We start from the raw sequence: 14,997 nt of genomic DNA on the forward strand, positions 1-14,997 counted from the left end.
TGATTACATGATTACAGTCGAACAGAGCGAACAGCTCCGCGTGTGGTTCGCCGAGCGTCTGCCGGTGGACGTCTACGAGTCCCTCGTATCGGTCACGGCCGACCGCGAGGAGATCACGGTCGTCGGCACCGTGCCGGCGGCCGAGTCCGTCAAGGAGTTCCGCGAACGCACCCGCGAACAGCGCATCGAGGTCGCCCGCGAGGCCGAGGAGCTCTACCGCCGCAAGGTGGCCTGGGGCGTGCGGGTGGGCGAGGAGACCGCGCTCTTCACCCACCTCGCCGTCCCGGTCATGACCCGTCTGCGCCAGTCCGAGCGCCAGGTCCTCGACACCCTGGTCGCCGGCGGCGTGGCCCGCAGCCGGGCCGACGCCCTCGCCTGGTGCGTCCGCCTGGTGGGCCGCAACACCGACACCTGGCTGGCGGAACTGCGCGAGTCCCTGGACAAGGTCCAGCAGGTCCGCTCGAAGGGCCCGGACGTGGCCGAGTCCCCGGACCCGACGGACTCCAGGAAGTCCGAGTCCGAATGACGGAATCCCCCCACGGGCAAGCATGATCCCGTAAGGCTGGCCACGACCACCATCCAGGGAGAGGCAGCGCACCATGACGACCACCGTCGAATACATCCGCTACCGGATCGCATTGGACGACCAGCAGGCCTTCGAGGACGCGTACACCCGGGCGGCCGAGGCCCTGGCCGCGTCGCCCGAGTGCATCGACTACGAGCTGGCACGCTGCGAGGAGGAGAACGAGCGCTACATCCTCCGCATCCGCTGGACCTCGGTCGACGCCCACCTGGGCGGCTTCCGCAAGGGCGAGCACTTCCCGGCCTTCTTCAGCGCGATCCGGCCGTACGTGACGGCGATCGAGGAAATGCAGCACTACACGGTGACCGACATCGTGGGCACCGGAAAGGCCGCAGGGTAACCATGAGCACGACACCCACCATCTACGAGTGGATGGGCGGCGCGGAGGCGATGAACCGTCTCACCGACGCCTTCTACGCCCACGCCCTGCGGGACGAGATCCTGGCCCCGGTCTTCGCCGGCATGGACTCGGAGCACCCGCAGCACGTCGCGGTCTGGCTGTCGGAGGTCTTCGGCGGCCCGTCGGACTACTCCGCCCACCACGGCGGCCACCAGCACATGGCCACCAAGCACCTGGGCCGCGCGATCACCGAGAGGCAGCGCCGCCGCTGGGTGGACCTGCTCCTGGACACGGCCGACGAGGTCGGCCTCCCGACGGACCCGGAGTTCCGCGCGGTGTTCGTCTACTACATCGAGTGGGGCACCCGCATGGCCCTGATCTACTCGGGCGCCAACCCGCCCCCGGTCGACGCGGCCAAGATCCCGGTCTGGTCCTGGGGCCAGACCCCTCCGTGGGTCCCGAAGACCGCGACGGACTGACCCGCTCCGCCCCAGCCGGCCCGGCCTCGCAGGCGTTCGAGGCCGGGGTCTGGGGCGGAGCCCAGGTCCTTCAGCCCCGCCCGGGTTCTCAGCGCCGCCCGGGTCCTTCAGCCCCGCCCGGGCCCGGCCCGGCCAGCAGCACCGTGAGCGGCGGCGCGCCGTCCTGCCCGCGCCAGAAGTCCACGGCCTCCTCCAGGATCTCCAGCAGGGTCTCCCAGTCGCCCGGCCGCTCGGCGGCGTACCCGCGCCACGAGGTCACGGCGACGAGCCGCCCCTCGGCGTCCGGCAGCCACGACAGGTCCCTCAGCGCGTCCGCCAGCGCGTCCCAGTTCCCCCCGAACCACTCCGGCAGCCGCAGGGCGTCCCCGCACCGCCGCATCAGCCCGGCCTTGCCGCGTACGCCGTCCAGGTCCAGCCGCACGGTCGTCCAGTCGGCGGCTTCGGCGGCGGCGAGGGCAGGGGCGAGCGGCTGCGGGTCGAGGGTCATCGGAGAACCGCCTTGAAGGTCTCGTAGTGGTCGTCCGTGTAGAAGAACTCCCCACCCTCGCCCGTCACGATCCGCCGGGCCCCGCGGTCCCGCTCCCCCGGCGTCCTCACGGTGAACTCGTGGTAGTAGCCGCGTTTCTGCCGGGGCAGGGCCTTCTCGAAGTTCCCGAAGACGGTCCCGTCCTGGCGGTACGGATACGGCCCGCCCTTGTCGATGAGCGCGAGCACGTCCAGGGCCTGCCGCGGCAGCTCGGCGGCCCGCACGGTCGCCAGCCCCTTCGCCCACACCGGAGCGCCGGTGCCGGCGGCGGCAGGCGCGGGCTTCTGCCCGCCACAGCCCACCGCACCGACCAGCGCGGCGCACAGGAACACGGCCCCCAGTACACGAAGCAGCGACCGGGGCACGTTCCGAAAGATCATGCGCCGATCGTGCCAAATATCCGATTCGCTCGCGAATCGCCCGATGGCGTCTAGAGCGCGGCCATCTTGGTGTAGGGACTCAGGATTCGCTTCTGGACCGACCCGAAGTCGACGAGAACAGCGATCCCCTCCTCGATTCCGACGACACGGCCGAGGCCGTGCTCATCGTGAGTGACCCGGTCGCCGACGCTGAACTGCCGGATGGGCTGTTCCACGGGGGCCTTGAACGGGCTGGACGGCAAATGGCGGCGAGGTACTGCTGACTTTGTCATTGAACCCAGTATGCGCCCCGCGGGCCGCCTCGTGGTCCGCCGTTCGGATCTCAATTCCGGCACCATCCGCCCCAGCGGTGGCTACAGGTCGTCGGGGTCGGCCCGCTCCAGCGCCGGCCGCAGCCCCGGGGACGACTCGGTGAGCAGGTAGTCGGCCACCGCCGTATCGGTGACCAGGCTGGTCACCAGACCCGACCGCAGCACCGCCCCGATCGCGGAGGCCTTGCGCAGCCCGCCTGCGATGGCAACGACCTCGGGGATCCGCCGGAGCCGGTCCGCCTCGACGGTGATGCACCGCTCGCCGAGGTCCCGGCCGACCCGCCGCCCCTCGGCATCGAAGAGGTGCGCGGACATCTCGGCCGCCACGCCCAGCGAGGCGTAGTGCTCCCGCTCCTCGTCCGTCAGCATGTCGTGGACGGTGGAGATGCCCGGCTCCCAGGAGCCGATGGAGACGGCCGCGACCGTCACCTTGTCGAAGTACTCGAAAGCGCGCGCGATCCCCGTCTGGTTGCGCAGCGCGGCCGCGGTCGCCGGGTCGGGCAGCAGCATCGGCGCGTAGATCGGGTGCGCGTCCCCGCCCGACACCTGCGCGGCCCGCCGCACCGCCTCCACGGACCCGCGCTCGGCGGTCCCCGCGTCGTACACGCCGGTCAGCTGCACCACGGTGCAGGGCGGCAGCCGGTGCAGGGAGGCGGCCATGTGAATGGTCGACCGCCCCCACGCCAGGCCCAGTACGTCGCCCTCGTTGACCAGCTCGCCCAGCAGATCGGCGGCCACCGCGCCCAGGTTCTCCGGATCCGGCGCGTCCTCGGTGGCGTCGGCGGGCGACTCCACCACGACGGCGTGCCTGAGCCCGTACCGGGCCCTGAGCGCGTCCGACCGCTCCGCGTCCAGTTCCGCCGGTACCCGGATCTCGATCCGTACGAGGTCGCGTTCGAGGGCGGTCTCCAGGACCCGGGCCACCTTGAAGCGGCTCACGCCGAACTCCTCGGCGATCTGGATCTTGGACTTGCCCTCCAGGTAGAAGCGGCGAGCCATGGCCGCCGCCTGCACCAGCTCCGCGGGTCCCATCCGCAGGGCTGACCGTCCCGCCGACATTGCAGACACCGCGTTCTCCTCACTGCTGTTCACACTGTCGTGTTCACACTCTCGACTCGCCGTTCATCCTGTCAGATCCGACGGCCGTTGATCAGCCTGTACAGCCCCCGTTCACCGAGCTGTTCATCAACCCTTGGTTCAGTGGTCGCAAGCCCACGGCGCCACGGCGATCGCCGCGCCCGCCTGCTCACGCAGCGTGCTCACGGCGGCCGCCGGATCGACGGCGCCGTACACCGCGCTGCCCGCGACGAAGACGTCGGCACCGGCCTCGGCGCAGCGTTCGATGGTCGAGGCCGAGACCCCGCCGTCCACCTGGAGCCACAGCTCCAGACCGTGCTTGGCGATCAGCTCCCGGGTGCGGCGGATCTTGGGCAGCATGATGTCGAGAAAGGGCTGGCCGCCGAAGCCCGGCTCGACCGTCATGATCAGCAGCATGTCGAGCTCGGGAAGGATGTCCTCGTACTGCTCGATCGGCGTCGCGGGCTTGAGCGCCATGGACGCCCGCGCCCCCTTGGCCCGGATCTCCCGCGCCAGGCGCACGGGGGCCGCCGCGGCCTCGGCATGGAAGGTGACCGAACCCGCGCCGGCTTCCACGTACTGGGGGGCCCAGCGGTCCGGGTCCTCGATCATCAGGTGGAGGTCCAGCGGGATGTCGGTGGCCCGGCTCAAGGACTCCACGATCGGCATACCGAGGGTCAGGTTGGGGACGAAGTGGTTGTCCATGACGTCGACATGCAGCCAGTCGGCCCCCTCGACGGCCTTCGCCTCGTCGGCGAGCCGTGCGAAGTCTGCGGACAGGATGCTGGGATAAATCTGAGCGGCCATGCCCCAAGCCTGCCATGCCTTCGCACGGTTCCGGCCACGACCCCGCAAGTCACACTCGGGGTAGCGCGGCTTAAGTGATCATGGAGAACATTTCACTTGTTCTGCGAGATCGCCTGTGGGCACGTTTGTGTTCATGACATCGATGCCAACACCGGCTCCCGGAGATGCCACCGGCGCGCTCTCCTCTCCCTCACCCTCACCCTCACCCTCCTCCTCGTCGTCCTCCTCCCTCTCCCCTTCCCCCTCCCCCTGGCGCAACCGGGACTTCCGCACCCTCTTCGGCGCCGCCACCCTCAACCAGCTCGGCACGAACACCGGCTACGTGGCCGTCCCCCTGCTCGCCCTCACCGCCCTCGACGCCACCGCCGCCCAGGTCGGCACCCTCGCCGCGCTGTCCACGCTCGCCTTCCTCCTGATCGGGCTGCCTGCCGGCGCCTGGGTCGACCGGCTGCGCACCCGCCGGGTCCTGATCGCGGCGGACCTCGCCCGGGCGGTCCTCTTCGCCTCGCTCCCGCTCGCGTGGTGGCTGGACGTGCTGACCCTGGCGCAGCTCTACGCGGTCGTCCTGCTGAACGGCTGCGCCACCGTCTTCTCGGACGTCGGCTCGCAGAGCGTGCTGCCCCAACTGGTCGGCCGCGGCGGCCTGGTCCGGGCGAACGCGGCCATGGTGACCCTCATGGCCGCCGCCAACATCGCCGGCCGCGGCGTGGGCGGCGCGCTGATCGCCACCCTGACGGCCCCGTTCGCGCTGGCCTGCGCCTCGGCCGCGTACCTCGCCTCGGCGCTCCGCCTCACCCGGGTCCGGCCGACCCCGGCGCCGCCCGCAACCGCCCGTATCCCGCTGCGGTCCCAGATCGGGGAGGGCCTGCGGCACGTACTGGGCCACCCCGAGCTGCGCGCGCTGGCGCTGGCCGCGACCCTGAACAACCTGGGCAGCGCGGTCCTCAACACCATGCTCCCCGTGCTCTTCGTCCGTGAACTGGGCCTGTCCCCGGCCGCGCTGGGCCTGTTCTGGGCGGCGGGCGGCGTGGGCCTGCTCCTGGGAGCCCGCCTGGCCCGGCCCTTCGCCGCGCGCGTGGGCTACGGCCGCGCCCTGCTGCTGAGCCTGACCCCGGCGGCCCTGCTGGTACCGCTGCTCGACCACGGCCCGTGGCTCTGGCTGGCGGGCGCCGGCTGGCTGCTGGCCATGATGAAGATCGGCTCGGACAACGTCCTCGGGGTCAGCCTCCGTCAGCACCTGACCCCGGACCCGCTCCTGGGCCGCATGAACGCCACTTTCCGCTTCACCCTGACGGGCGCCCTGGCCCTCGGCTCCGCCGCCTCGGGCCTCGTGGCGGAACTGACGTCGCTCCGCACGACCCTGTGGACGGGGGCCGCGATCCTGGCCCTCTCCTTCATCCCGGTCGCGGTCTCCCCGATCCGGCGCAGGAGGACGGGGGTGTGAGGGGCGAAATCCGGTGGCCGGGCGGAACCCGCTGCGCCGTCACACGGCCCGCCCCGGACCGGAGCGGCCGATCCGCTGCGCGTGTTCATCGTGACCACGTTCGACCTCGACGAGTACGTCTACGGGGCGTTGCACGCCGGGGTCGCGGGGACGCTGATCGTCTAGCCGGGCGGCGCCCCGCGCAGATGACGCACGAGCCGCTCGAGGGCGGTCCAGCTCTCGGCGGTCTCGCCGTCGCCGAGCGGGTAGTAGAAGGCCGGCCGGGCGCTCGGGCCGAGCCGCACCGGGCGTTCCTTCAGCGGCGTCCTGCTCGCGGTGTCGCGCCCTGCCTCGCGGACCTCCTCGGGGCCCAGCACGAAGGCGTAGGGCAGCGGCGGGCTTTCGAAGTGGGGTGGGGCGCTCAGGTCCCGGCGCGCCGCGCGCAGCTGGCACAGCATGGTCTTCAGCCCGTACCGGGTCACCAGCTCCTCGGCCAGCCCGGGCAGTGCCCCCAGCGGAAGCTCCTCACCGGGGCCGTAGCCCACGGTGAGGGTGATGTCCTCTTCCACACCCTCCGGGGTGCGGATCACGCGCAGGGTGGCGACGGCAGGCCGGTCCGGGGCGCCGACGACGACCGTCCAGGTGGACCGGGGAGCGCGCTCGTACGCCAGGTCGGTCAGCTGCCGCCGCGACCAGGTCAGGCCGGCCGGCTCCGACGTCCCCCAGCCGGCCGGCGGGCCGCCGGTCAGCGCCCGCCAGGCGGCTTCCAGCGCGCCGCCGAGAACGAGGTCCTCTGTCGGGCGGTGCAGGGCACGGAAGGAGACGACGAGCTGACGCTCGCCGGTGGGTCCGGCCTCCGTGAACGCGTCCGCCACCCGGGTCTCACCGTTCTCGTCCCGGGCCGGGGAGAAGGCGTCGTCCTGCCAGGTCAGTACCGCGCCGGTCAGCCCGTCGTAGTAGCCGCACCGCTCGTCCTGCACCACCCAGCGCGAGGGCATGGACTCCAACAGCATGCGGGTGGGGAGGGAGAGGCGGCAGTGTGGCGGGGTGACGATCTGCAGCGACCGGTCGCTCTCCAAAGTGGCCCGCAGCGCCTCGGAGAGCCAGCTCGTCATGGGGACGACCGGGCGGTCCTGGAGGACGACCGCTGCCGCGTCGGTGAGCATGTCCACGGCCGGCTGGGCGGCGGCGGGGACCGGTACGGCAGTGACGCCCGAGACGTCGACCGGGCGGGCCGCGCCGGCGGTGCCGGGGGCGTCCGGCGGATAGACCCGGCCGCCCAGAAGCATGGTCATCCGGGCCGCGAAGGCACCCGCGAGCTCCTCGGCCTGGGGGACGCCCACGGCGGCGCGGGCCTCGATCCACCACGCCGGGCCGTCGCCGGACGGCTCGGCGCCGGGCCCCAGCAGCCGCGCCGCCTCGCCCGGCACCTGGAGCAGCAGCGGCACCTCGATCGAGACGAGCGGCCGGCCCTCGGCGTCGCACAGTTGGACCACGGCACCCTCGCCGGTGGTGTCGACCCGCAGGTCCGGGCCGCCCGCGAGCAGGCCCGCCAGGACGCTCAGCGCGTCCGGCATGCGCTCGGTGAGCGCGATCACGTCCTTGGTCATGCAGTGTTCCTCTTGGTCATCTCTGGTCGGTGGTCGTCTCGGTGTCGCCGTCCGCGGCGGCGGGCGCCGCCCGGATCAGTCGGTCGCTTCGGTCGTCGTCGTCCTGAGCAGCGCCTTGGCGCGGACGAGGAGGTCGTCGTCCGCCAGTTCCACGGAGCCTGCTTCGGCGTCGGTCACGACGCGCCGCAGGATCCTGCTCCATTCGCCGACGAACTCCTGTGCCCCCACCGTCACATCGCCCCGCTCGGTGAGTGACGACTCGTGGTTCCCCAGCGTGCTGTGCCAGCGCGCCCGGATCCTCAAGTCGCCGCCCTCACGGGTCAGCTCCCATTCGGCGGAGAAGGTGTCCGATCCCCAGAAGACCCCGGCTCCGGAGAACTCCGGGCGCCGGACCTCTTCGAGCAGCGGCACCAGATCGTCGAGCAGCACTGCGATGTCGTAGCGGTACGTCAGCCGAATCGGCACCCGGTTCCACACGAGGACGGCGTCCTCGGCTCCGGAGGAGTACATCTCACCGACGGCCTTCTCCCCGTCGGCCGGCGCACGCACCCCACGGCCCACGACATCCTCTTCGAACACCCGCTCGTTGCCGACGGCCAGCAGGTACTCGCCGCACTGCCGACCCTCCGGACGTACCGCATCGGTGCGGTTCGACTCCGCCGGTCGATGACGCCGGGGGCCTCGAAGCCCGCATCCGGACAGGTGATGACGGGGACACCGCGGGCGCTGCGCTGTCGGCTCAGGCCGCGAGCAGGGCCTTGGCGCGGAGGAAGAGGTCGCCGTCGTCCAACTCCATAGACTCCGCCTCGATATCGGTGAGGATCCGCCGCAGAACCTTCGCCCACTCGTTTACGAATTCCTGTGTATGGACCACCACGTCGCCCCGCTCCGCCAGGAGCGACTCGTGGCTCCCGAGCGTGCTGTGCCAGCGCGCCTGAATCCGCAGCGAATCGCCCTCGCGGACCATCCTCCATCCGGCCGAGAATGTGTCGGCCCCCCAGAAGACCTCGCCCTCCGGGCATACCGGCCGCTGGATTTCCTCGAGAAGGGGCACCAGGTTCCAGGTTCCAGGTTCCAGACGAGGATGGCGTTTCGGCCTCGGAGGGGGACATCTCACCAACCGCATCAGCCATGTCGGCGACGGATTCACGCGTCCGAATGGCCGGGCAACCCGCCTGGATCGAGAAACTCACCTTCGTTCCCATCGCACCGTCGTCCGTACCCCATGGAGACGGGGTGGCCGGCGCACCGCCCCAGCCGTGCACCGGCCGCCTCCGCAGACCCGCCGACGAAGCCCTACCCGCCGTTAGCCCGGCGGCATGGGCTGCTCCGGCCCATCGTTGAACAGATAGTCATACATTGCCCGGAGGTAAGCATTCAGGGTTTCCCGGTCGGGGAATTCGATGTCGGTCAGCCGCTCGTATTCGGCCGGCCCAAAGGAGTCGTCTGTGACGATCTCCTCGAATCCCGTGCGGATCAATTCCACGTAAGCGTCGCTGAAGCTCAGCAGAGTGGGCCTCAGATGACTACTCGTCTCATACCCCCGCTCAAGATCCAGGTTTACTCTGAGAAAATTCTTGAAACGCGCGTCCATTGAAATCTTTCTCTACGGATGACGGCCGTGCGCCGGATTGGCGAACATGGTGTGGAGACGGTATTGCCCGTCAGGCATCAGTCGATAAACAGGCAGGATGGTTCCGCCCTCGAAGTCCACCGGCTTGAATTCGCCCAGGTTAGCCGGGTCACGATAGTAGCCGGTGAACCTCTCCTCTGCTCCGGGCCCGAGTACGTCCTCGATCGGCGTCTCCATAGCCTCACTTCCGGTACGCGCCATCTCGTCGCGGAAGTAGGCATCGGCGCGCACCATGTCTTCTGCGTTGTCGAAACGCGTCGCGAACGCGCCGACTCGGTGGGCACCGCCGCTCACACCGTCCACCGTGGTCCCGGTCAACGGGTCGATGTTGTTTTCGGACTTGACCAGACCCGGATAGTTCGAGTTCGGCCCGTACATCTTCGGCGCCCCGTTGCTGTCGCGGGCCACCGTGCCGAGCCGGTCGGTCAGGGCTTTGTCATCAGGGTGGAGGTGGCGGCCCGGTGCGTGCCCCTGGCCGCCCTGCTGGTCGTCCAACTCCTTGATGCGATCGTCGACCACCTTGGGGTCCATCGGCTGGTCTCCGGCGCCACCGGGCGAAGCGTCGGGTGCGTCGCCCTGGCCGCCTTCACCCGGGTTGCCCGAGGCGTCGTGGCCGCCGCCGTCACCCTGGTGCGCAGCGCCCGACCCGTCACCCTGGTGCGGACCGCCCGAGCCGTGGCCGTCGCCGCCCGTCGAGGTGGTGTCGCCGTGGGTGGCGGTGCCGCCGCCCGCCGCGCCCGGGTCGGTGCCGCCATGGGTCCCGGAGCCACCGCCGCCTGGCGTGGTGTGACTGTTGTGGGCCGTGTTGTGGCCCGTGCCGCCCGGGGTGTGGGTGGCCGTGCCACCGACGGAGTGGTTGGCCGTGCCGCCCGGGGTGTGGGTGGTGCCACCCGTCGAGTGGGATCCGCCGACCGGGTGTGCCGAGCCGGTCGGGTGGCCGGTCCCGTTCTCCACGTGGCTGGGGCCGCCCGCGCCCTCGAGCACCTTCTCCCTGACGGGAACGGTCTCGTGCTCCTTGACGTTGGGCAGGTCGTCCTTGTGCGGCTCCCTGACGGGTTCGGTGTCGGCAACGACGTTGCCGTGTTCGTCCCTGATGTGGCCGTCATTGCCGATGACGCGCTTGTTGCCCGCATGGTCGACGTACTCGTGGCCGGGGGGCGCCTTCTCGCCGGAGCCGGCGGGAGTCGAGGGCGAGTCCCCCGTGTGCCCGGGAGCCGGGGCCGCGTCGGCCGGGTGCGGCGACGTCCCCGTGGGCATGTTCCTGGCCATGTCGTCGACGCCCGCCCGGCTGGCTTTGAAGCCCTCCATGAGGTCGCCGACCTTGATCTTGGTGATGCCCGCAGCCTTGCCGAGGTAGCTCATCGGATCGACGAGCGCGCCCGCCTTGCCGATCACGGTCAGGGCCTCCGCGCCCGCGCCCAGCTTTCCGGCCTGGCCGGCCTTGCCGAGCTTGAGGAACGTGCCCGAGCCGAGGGTCACGACGTTGAACAGCACCGTCCCGAACGCACGCGAGGGGTCCTTGCCCCACTCGTCCCACGCGACCAGCGACTTGCCGAAGTTGCGCAGGGCCGCCTTCTGGCGTTCACGGTCACTGTGGTCTTCCGGGCCGAACATCTTGTCCAGCGCCCAGTCGTACGGCGTGATGATGTACCCGCTGACGCCGCCGAAGACATCACCGATGCTCGACCACGTCTTCTTGAAGTTGTCCCAGTCGAAGACGTTGACCATGCTGCCCAGGCCCTTGAGCGTGCCCACGACACCGTCGACGAAGAAGCCCTTCAGCGCGCCGCCGACGTTGTCCTTCGTCCACTCCCAGGCAGCCCGGAGCCCCGTGTATTCACGCTCGTCCGCGGTTCCCCAAGGCGTCTCCTTGGCGTCCTTGACGTCGCTGTCCCTGAAGCCGTACATGCCGGCCTTGTGCGAACCGTCGTCGACGTCGAAGTGCGTACCGCCCACCAACGCGGTGATCTTGTTGGCCGCATCACGCTCGACGCCCTGGAACGCCACCCACGTCGTACCGACCTCACGGACGAGGCGCGCGTTCTCGTCGACCTTGCCCTGGTCCTGCTGCCAGTCGTCGTCGTCCTTGTTGTCCGCGACGAACTTCACCGCATCCGTGCGGAGTTGCTTCATCTTGGTCACCAGCGGACGGGCGCTCGACGCGAAAGTCGTCAGCGCACCGCTGGCGGACTCCAGCTTCTTCGCGAACTCGTCCGCCTTGTCCCGCACCGGAATCGTCGAGTTGAGCAACTCCTCCTGCTCAGGAGCGTCATAGACCGGATCCAACGCCTGAAAGGCGCTGTGAACGTCCTTGCCCGTACCGCGAATGCTGGAGGCGGTCTTCTTCAGCGAAGCCGCATGCGTCTCCAGATTCTCCAGGTTGCCCGTGAAGGTAGGTATCTTCCCCGGATCGATCACTTCTTGGGGCCCTTCATCTCTTCCGGAGTCGGAGCCTTGGAGTACTCGTCCTGCTTGTTCTTCGCCATCTGCAGGTCGCCCTTGACGTACTCCTCAGTGGCCAGGCGCGCCCCGGTGATGGACTTCCCCGTCCGCACGGGAAGGAACTTCAGGTCGTTCTCGGTTCGCTGCTGGAACTCCTGCAACGCCTGAGCCACAGGACCGAAGGCGCCCCCCTTGGGGATCTCGGTCCCGCCCAGAACCATCGTGCCCGCCGACGTCGCGGCGCCCACCAAGCCGTCGCCGTAGGACTCGAACTCTTCCTCGAACTTGCCGCCCGCCTCGGCGGTCTTGCTCAGGACTTCACGAACGCCATCCGGCTTGATGTCCCATGTGGACACGTGTTGCCCCCCGTTCTGTAAAACGTTTCTTCCCAGTGCCCCGACGTCAGCCGATGCGTCAGCCGATGGCGTCGACGGCGGCCTTGGCCCTGACCTGCGGCCGATGCGCCGTGCCGTCGTTCGTCTCCATCGTCGAGCGCGGCAGCGCGATGCACCGAAATTCGCCCGCCGCCATTCCGCACTGGTGTGCCATGTCTATCAACTGGGCATTGCTGTCTGCAAAGTGAGTACGGGTCACACCCGCATACCTGTTACTGAGCAGTGACATTCCCCGCGGAATCAGCCATCACTGTCACGCGCTTGTGACACAGCGCGGATCGGCCTCGCCGACGGGACCCATGGAAACGGATCGAGGGCTCACAGCAGCAGCTGCAAGCCCTCGATCCGCCAGGAGCGGCGGCCCCTACGCCGTGCGTCGCAGCAGCGCCAGGTACATCGCGTCCGTACCGTGCAGGTGCGGCCACAGCTGTACGTCCGGGCCGTCGCCCAGGCCCGGTACGCCCGCCATGTACGGCCGGGCGTCGATCAGTTCGGCGGACACCGGGGCCTGGCCCGCGCCCCGGCCCTTCAGGACGTCGTCCACGACCACACGCGTCTCCGCCAGGTGCGGCGAGCACGTCGCGTAGCCCACGACACCGCCCACCCGCACCGCCGACAGAGCCTCCCGCAGCAGCGCCCGCTGGAGCGGCGCGAAGCCCTCCAGATCCTCCGGGCGGCGGCGCCAGCGGGCCTCCGGGCGGCGGCGCAGGGCACCCAGGCCCGTGCACGGCACGTCCATCAGCACCCGGTCGAAGGAGCCCGGCCGCCACGCCGGCCGGGTGCCGTCCGCCGCGATGACCTGGTACGGCCCGGGGTTGCCGGACAGGGCCTTCCCCACCAGGCGGGCCCGGTGCGGCTGCTTCTCGGAGGCCAGCAGGAACGCCCCGCGCTGCGCCGCCAGCGCCGCCAGCAGCGCCGCCTTGCCGCCCGGGCCGGCGCAGCCGTCGAGCCAGCGCTCGTCCCGGCCCTCGACCGGCACGGCCGCCAGGGCCATCGCCACCAGCTGGCTGCCCTCGTCCTGGACACCCGCGCTGCCGTCGCGCACGGCCTCCAGCGCGCCCGGCTCGCCGCCCTCGGCCATCCGCACGGCGTACGGGGACCAGCGGCCCGGCAGCGCGGACTCCTCGCCCACCGCCTCGAGCAGCTCTTCCGGGGTGGACCGCCCCGGCCGGGCCACCAGCGTGACCTCCGGCCGCTCGTTGTCCGCCTCCAGCAGGTCCTCGATCCCGGCGCGCCCGCCGCCCAGCGAGTCCCACAGGGCGCTGACGATCCACCGCGGGTGCGAGTGGTACACCGCGAGGTGTTCCTCGGCGTCGTCCTCGTACGGCGGCGCCACCCGCTCCAGCCAGCCGTCCAGGTCGTGCGCGGCGATCTTGCGCAGTACGGCGTTCACGAACTTCGCGCGCCCGTCCCCGAGCACCACCCGGGCCAGCTCCACGCTCGCCGAGACGGCCGCGTGCGTGGGGATCCGGGTTCCCAGAAGCTGGTGCGCGCCGAGCGAGAGCACGTCCAGCACCGGCGGGTCCACCTCCCGCAGCGGCCGGTCGATGCACGCCTTGATCACGGCGTCGTAGGTGCCCTGCCGACGCAGCGTCCCGTAGACGAGCTCGGTGGCCAGTGCCGCGTCGCGCGCCTGGAAGCTCTCGTCCTGACGGGCCTTGCGCAGCAGCGGCGGCAGCACGAGGTTGGCGTACGCGTCGCGCTCGTCCACCGCCCGCAGCACCTCGAAGGCCAGCAGCCGGACGGGGTCCTTCTGGGGCCGGCGGTACGGCTTGGCCTGCTTGCCGGACGGCTTGCCGCCGCCCGCGGGACGCCGACTGGGCTGACGAGGCTGTTCGCTCACGTGAAAGGTGCTCCGGAGATACGAGTGCTACGAGTGCTACGAGTGCTACGAGTGCTACGAGTGCTACGAGTGCTACGAGTGCTACGAGTGTGCAGGCAGGACAGAGAGGGGCAGCGAGGCCGCCGGTGTGACGCAGCGGCTGGGTTCAGCCTACGTCGGCGCCGCCGAGCCGCTCGCCGGGCGCGATCCGCACCCCGCGCGCCCAGTCTGCGCCCCGCATCGGCTTCTTGCCCTGCGGCTGCACCCACAGCAGCTCCACGGCGTGCGAGCCGGTGCCGACGTAGATGTTGTTCTTGGCCGGAGCCAGCACGCCGGGCTCCAGGTCCGTACGGTCGGGCACCAGGCCGACCGAGATCAGCTTGAGCCGCTCCCCGCGGAAGACGGTCCAGGCACCCGGTGCCGGGGTGCAGCCGCGCACGACGCGGTCGGCGCGCATCGCCGGGGCCGCCCAGTCGATCCGGGCGTCCTCCACGGTGATCTTGGGCGCGAGCGAGATCCCGTCGGCGGGCTGCGGGACGGCGCGCAGGGTGCCGTCCTCGATGCCGTCCATGGTCGCGGCCAGCAGTCCGGAGCCGGCGAAGGCGAGCCGGGTGAGCAGGTCGCCGCTGGTGTCGGTCGGCCGGATCTCCTCGGTCAGGATGCCGTAGACGGGGCCGGAGTCGAGGCCTTCCTCGATCAGGAAGGTGGAGGCGCCGGTGAGCTGGTCCCCCGCCATGATCGAGTGCTGTACGGGCGCGGCGCCGCGCCAGGCGGGCAGCAGCGAGAAGTGCAGGTTGACCCACCCGTGCTTGGGGATGTCCAGGGCACTCTTGGGCAGCAGCGCCCCGTACGCGACGACCGGGCAGCAGTCCGGACCGATCTCGCGCAGCCGGGCCTGGAAGTCGGGGTCGCGCGGCCGGGCCGGCTTGAGGACCTCGATCCCGGCCTCCTCGGCGCGCTGGGCGACGGGGCTGGCGACGAGTCGACGGCCGCGGCCGGCGGGTGCGTCGGGCCGGGTGACGACGGCCGCGACCTCGTGCCGCCCGGAGGCGATGAGTGCGTCCAGGGCGGGCACGGCGACCTCGGGGGTGCCTGCGAAGACGAGCTTCACTGGGGTCCTACCTCGCTATCTCGGCTGTCAGCAGCGCACCAGTCTATGGGGCGTACCG

General features: G+C 70.8%; 18 protein-coding genes and 1 pseudogene. 5 read left to right on the top strand and 14 right to left on the bottom strand.

Annotated features, from left to right (window positions below; translation table 11 throughout):
* Positions 1 to 7 precede the first annotated feature (7 nt).
* The 3 genes from OG429_RS08475 to OG429_RS08485 all read left to right on the top strand — a co-directional run bounded on the left by OG429_RS08475 (position 8) and on the right by OG429_RS08485 (position 1,402).
* The gene (locus OG429_RS08475) at positions 8 to 526 is read left to right on the top strand and encodes a hypothetical protein (RefSeq protein WP_328924686.1); all 519 of its coding nucleotides are present in this window, start codon (positions 8 to 10) and stop codon (positions 524 to 526) included.
* A 73-nt stretch (positions 527 to 599) separates the two neighbouring features.
* A complete protein-coding gene (locus tag OG429_RS08480; protein WP_328924687.1) occupies positions 600 to 923 on the top strand; it encodes a putative quinol monooxygenase in 324 nt (107 codons plus the stop codon).
* A 2-nt stretch (positions 924 to 925) separates the two neighbouring features.
* A complete protein-coding gene (locus tag OG429_RS08485) occupies positions 926 to 1,402 on the top strand; it encodes a group II truncated hemoglobin (protein WP_328924688.1) in 477 nt (158 codons plus the stop codon).
* A gap of 88 nt (positions 1,403 to 1,490) precedes the next feature.
* Here OG429_RS08485 and OG429_RS08490 read toward each other — a convergent pair whose 3' ends face one another.
* From OG429_RS08490 to rpe, 5 genes are all read right to left on the bottom strand, one after another.
* On the bottom strand, positions 1,491 to 1,889 hold the full coding sequence (locus OG429_RS08490; protein WP_328924689.1) for a barstar family protein: 399 nt from the start codon (positions 1,887 to 1,889) through the stop codon (positions 1,491 to 1,493).
* Positions 1,886 to 2,308 carry a ribonuclease domain-containing protein gene (locus tag OG429_RS08495; RefSeq protein ID WP_328924690.1) on the bottom strand — a complete coding sequence of 141 codons (423 nt, stop codon included), beginning with the start codon at positions 2,306 to 2,308 and terminating at the stop codon, positions 1,886 to 1,888. The genes OG429_RS08490 and OG429_RS08495 overlap by 4 nt, the downstream gene beginning before the upstream one ends.
* A gap of 50 nt (positions 2,309 to 2,358) precedes the next feature.
* Entirely contained in the window at positions 2,359 to 2,580 is a 222-nt protein-coding gene (locus OG429_RS08500) for a CarD family transcriptional regulator (RefSeq protein WP_189740325.1), read from the bottom strand.
* 81 nt (positions 2,581 to 2,661) lie between these two features.
* Positions 2,662 to 3,678 (bottom strand): sugar-binding transcriptional regulator, encoded by a 1,017-nt coding sequence (locus OG429_RS08505; protein ID WP_328930200.1) that lies wholly within the window; start codon positions 3,676 to 3,678, stop codon positions 2,662 to 2,664.
* A gap of 138 nt (positions 3,679 to 3,816) precedes the next feature.
* Positions 3,817 to 4,503: a ribulose-phosphate 3-epimerase gene (gene rpe, locus OG429_RS08510; protein WP_328924691.1), complete on the bottom strand. Its 687-nt coding sequence runs from the start codon at positions 4,501 to 4,503 to the stop codon at positions 3,817 to 3,819.
* A 133-nt stretch (positions 4,504 to 4,636) separates the two neighbouring features.
* Here rpe and OG429_RS08515 point away from each other — a divergent pair, with 133 nt between their 5' ends.
* Positions 4,637 to 5,947 carry an MFS transporter gene (locus OG429_RS08515; protein WP_328924692.1) on the top strand — a complete coding sequence of 437 codons (1,311 nt, stop codon included), beginning with the start codon at positions 4,637 to 4,639 and terminating at the stop codon, positions 5,945 to 5,947.
* Positions 5,948 to 6,007: 60 nt separating this feature from the next.
* Positions 6,008 to 6,106: pseudogene (locus OG429_RS41405) on the top strand (DNA-binding response regulator); the annotation flags it as partial.
* A 2-nt stretch (positions 6,107 to 6,108) separates the two neighbouring features.
* Here OG429_RS41405 and OG429_RS08520 read toward each other — a convergent pair.
* From OG429_RS08520 to fmt, 9 genes are all read right to left on the bottom strand, one after another.
* The gene (locus tag OG429_RS08520) at positions 6,109 to 7,536 is read right to left on the bottom strand and encodes a DUF6177 family protein (RefSeq protein ID WP_328924693.1); all 1,428 of its coding nucleotides are present in this window, start codon (positions 7,534 to 7,536) and stop codon (positions 6,109 to 6,111) included.
* 75 nt (positions 7,537 to 7,611) lie between these two features.
* Entirely contained in the window at positions 7,612 to 8,097 is a 486-nt protein-coding gene (locus OG429_RS08525) for a hypothetical protein (RefSeq protein WP_328924694.1), read from the bottom strand.
* A gap of 178 nt (positions 8,098 to 8,275) precedes the next feature.
* Positions 8,276 to 8,590: a hypothetical protein gene (locus OG429_RS08530; RefSeq protein ID WP_328924695.1), complete on the bottom strand. Its 315-nt coding sequence runs from the start codon at positions 8,588 to 8,590 to the stop codon at positions 8,276 to 8,278.
* 252 nt (positions 8,591 to 8,842) lie between these two features.
* On the bottom strand, positions 8,843 to 9,022 hold the full coding sequence (locus OG429_RS08535; RefSeq protein WP_328924696.1) for a hypothetical protein: 180 nt from the start codon (positions 9,020 to 9,022) through the stop codon (positions 8,843 to 8,845).
* 120 nt (positions 9,023 to 9,142) lie between these two features.
* On the bottom strand, positions 9,143 to 11,587 hold the full coding sequence (locus OG429_RS08540) for a hypothetical protein (RefSeq protein WP_328924697.1): 2,445 nt from the start codon (positions 11,585 to 11,587) through the stop codon (positions 9,143 to 9,145).
* Positions 11,584 to 11,967, bottom strand: a complete 384-nt coding sequence (locus OG429_RS08545; RefSeq protein ID WP_328924698.1) for a DUF6507 family protein — start codon at positions 11,965 to 11,967, stop codon at positions 11,584 to 11,586. Before OG429_RS08545 ends, OG429_RS08540 begins: the two co-directional genes overlap by 4 nt.
* Positions 11,968 to 12,025: 58 nt before the next feature.
* Entirely contained in the window at positions 12,026 to 12,205 is a 180-nt protein-coding gene (locus tag OG429_RS08550; protein ID WP_328924699.1) for a hypothetical protein, read from the bottom strand.
* Between the two features lie 165 nt (positions 12,206 to 12,370).
* Entirely contained in the window at positions 12,371 to 13,849 is a 1,479-nt protein-coding gene (locus OG429_RS08555) for an RsmB/NOP family class I SAM-dependent RNA methyltransferase (RefSeq protein ID WP_328924700.1), read from the bottom strand.
* Between the two features lie 145 nt (positions 13,850 to 13,994).
* Positions 13,995 to 14,939 (bottom strand): methionyl-tRNA formyltransferase, encoded by a 945-nt coding sequence (gene fmt / locus OG429_RS08560; RefSeq protein ID WP_328924701.1) that lies wholly within the window; start codon positions 14,937 to 14,939, stop codon positions 13,995 to 13,997.
* Between the last annotated feature and the right edge of the window lie 58 nt (positions 14,940 to 14,997).

It is taken from the genome of Streptomyces sp. NBC_00190 (assembly GCF_036203305.1).
In the GTDB taxonomy this organism is placed as follows: domain Bacteria; phylum Actinomycetota; class Actinomycetes; order Streptomycetales; family Streptomycetaceae; genus Streptomyces.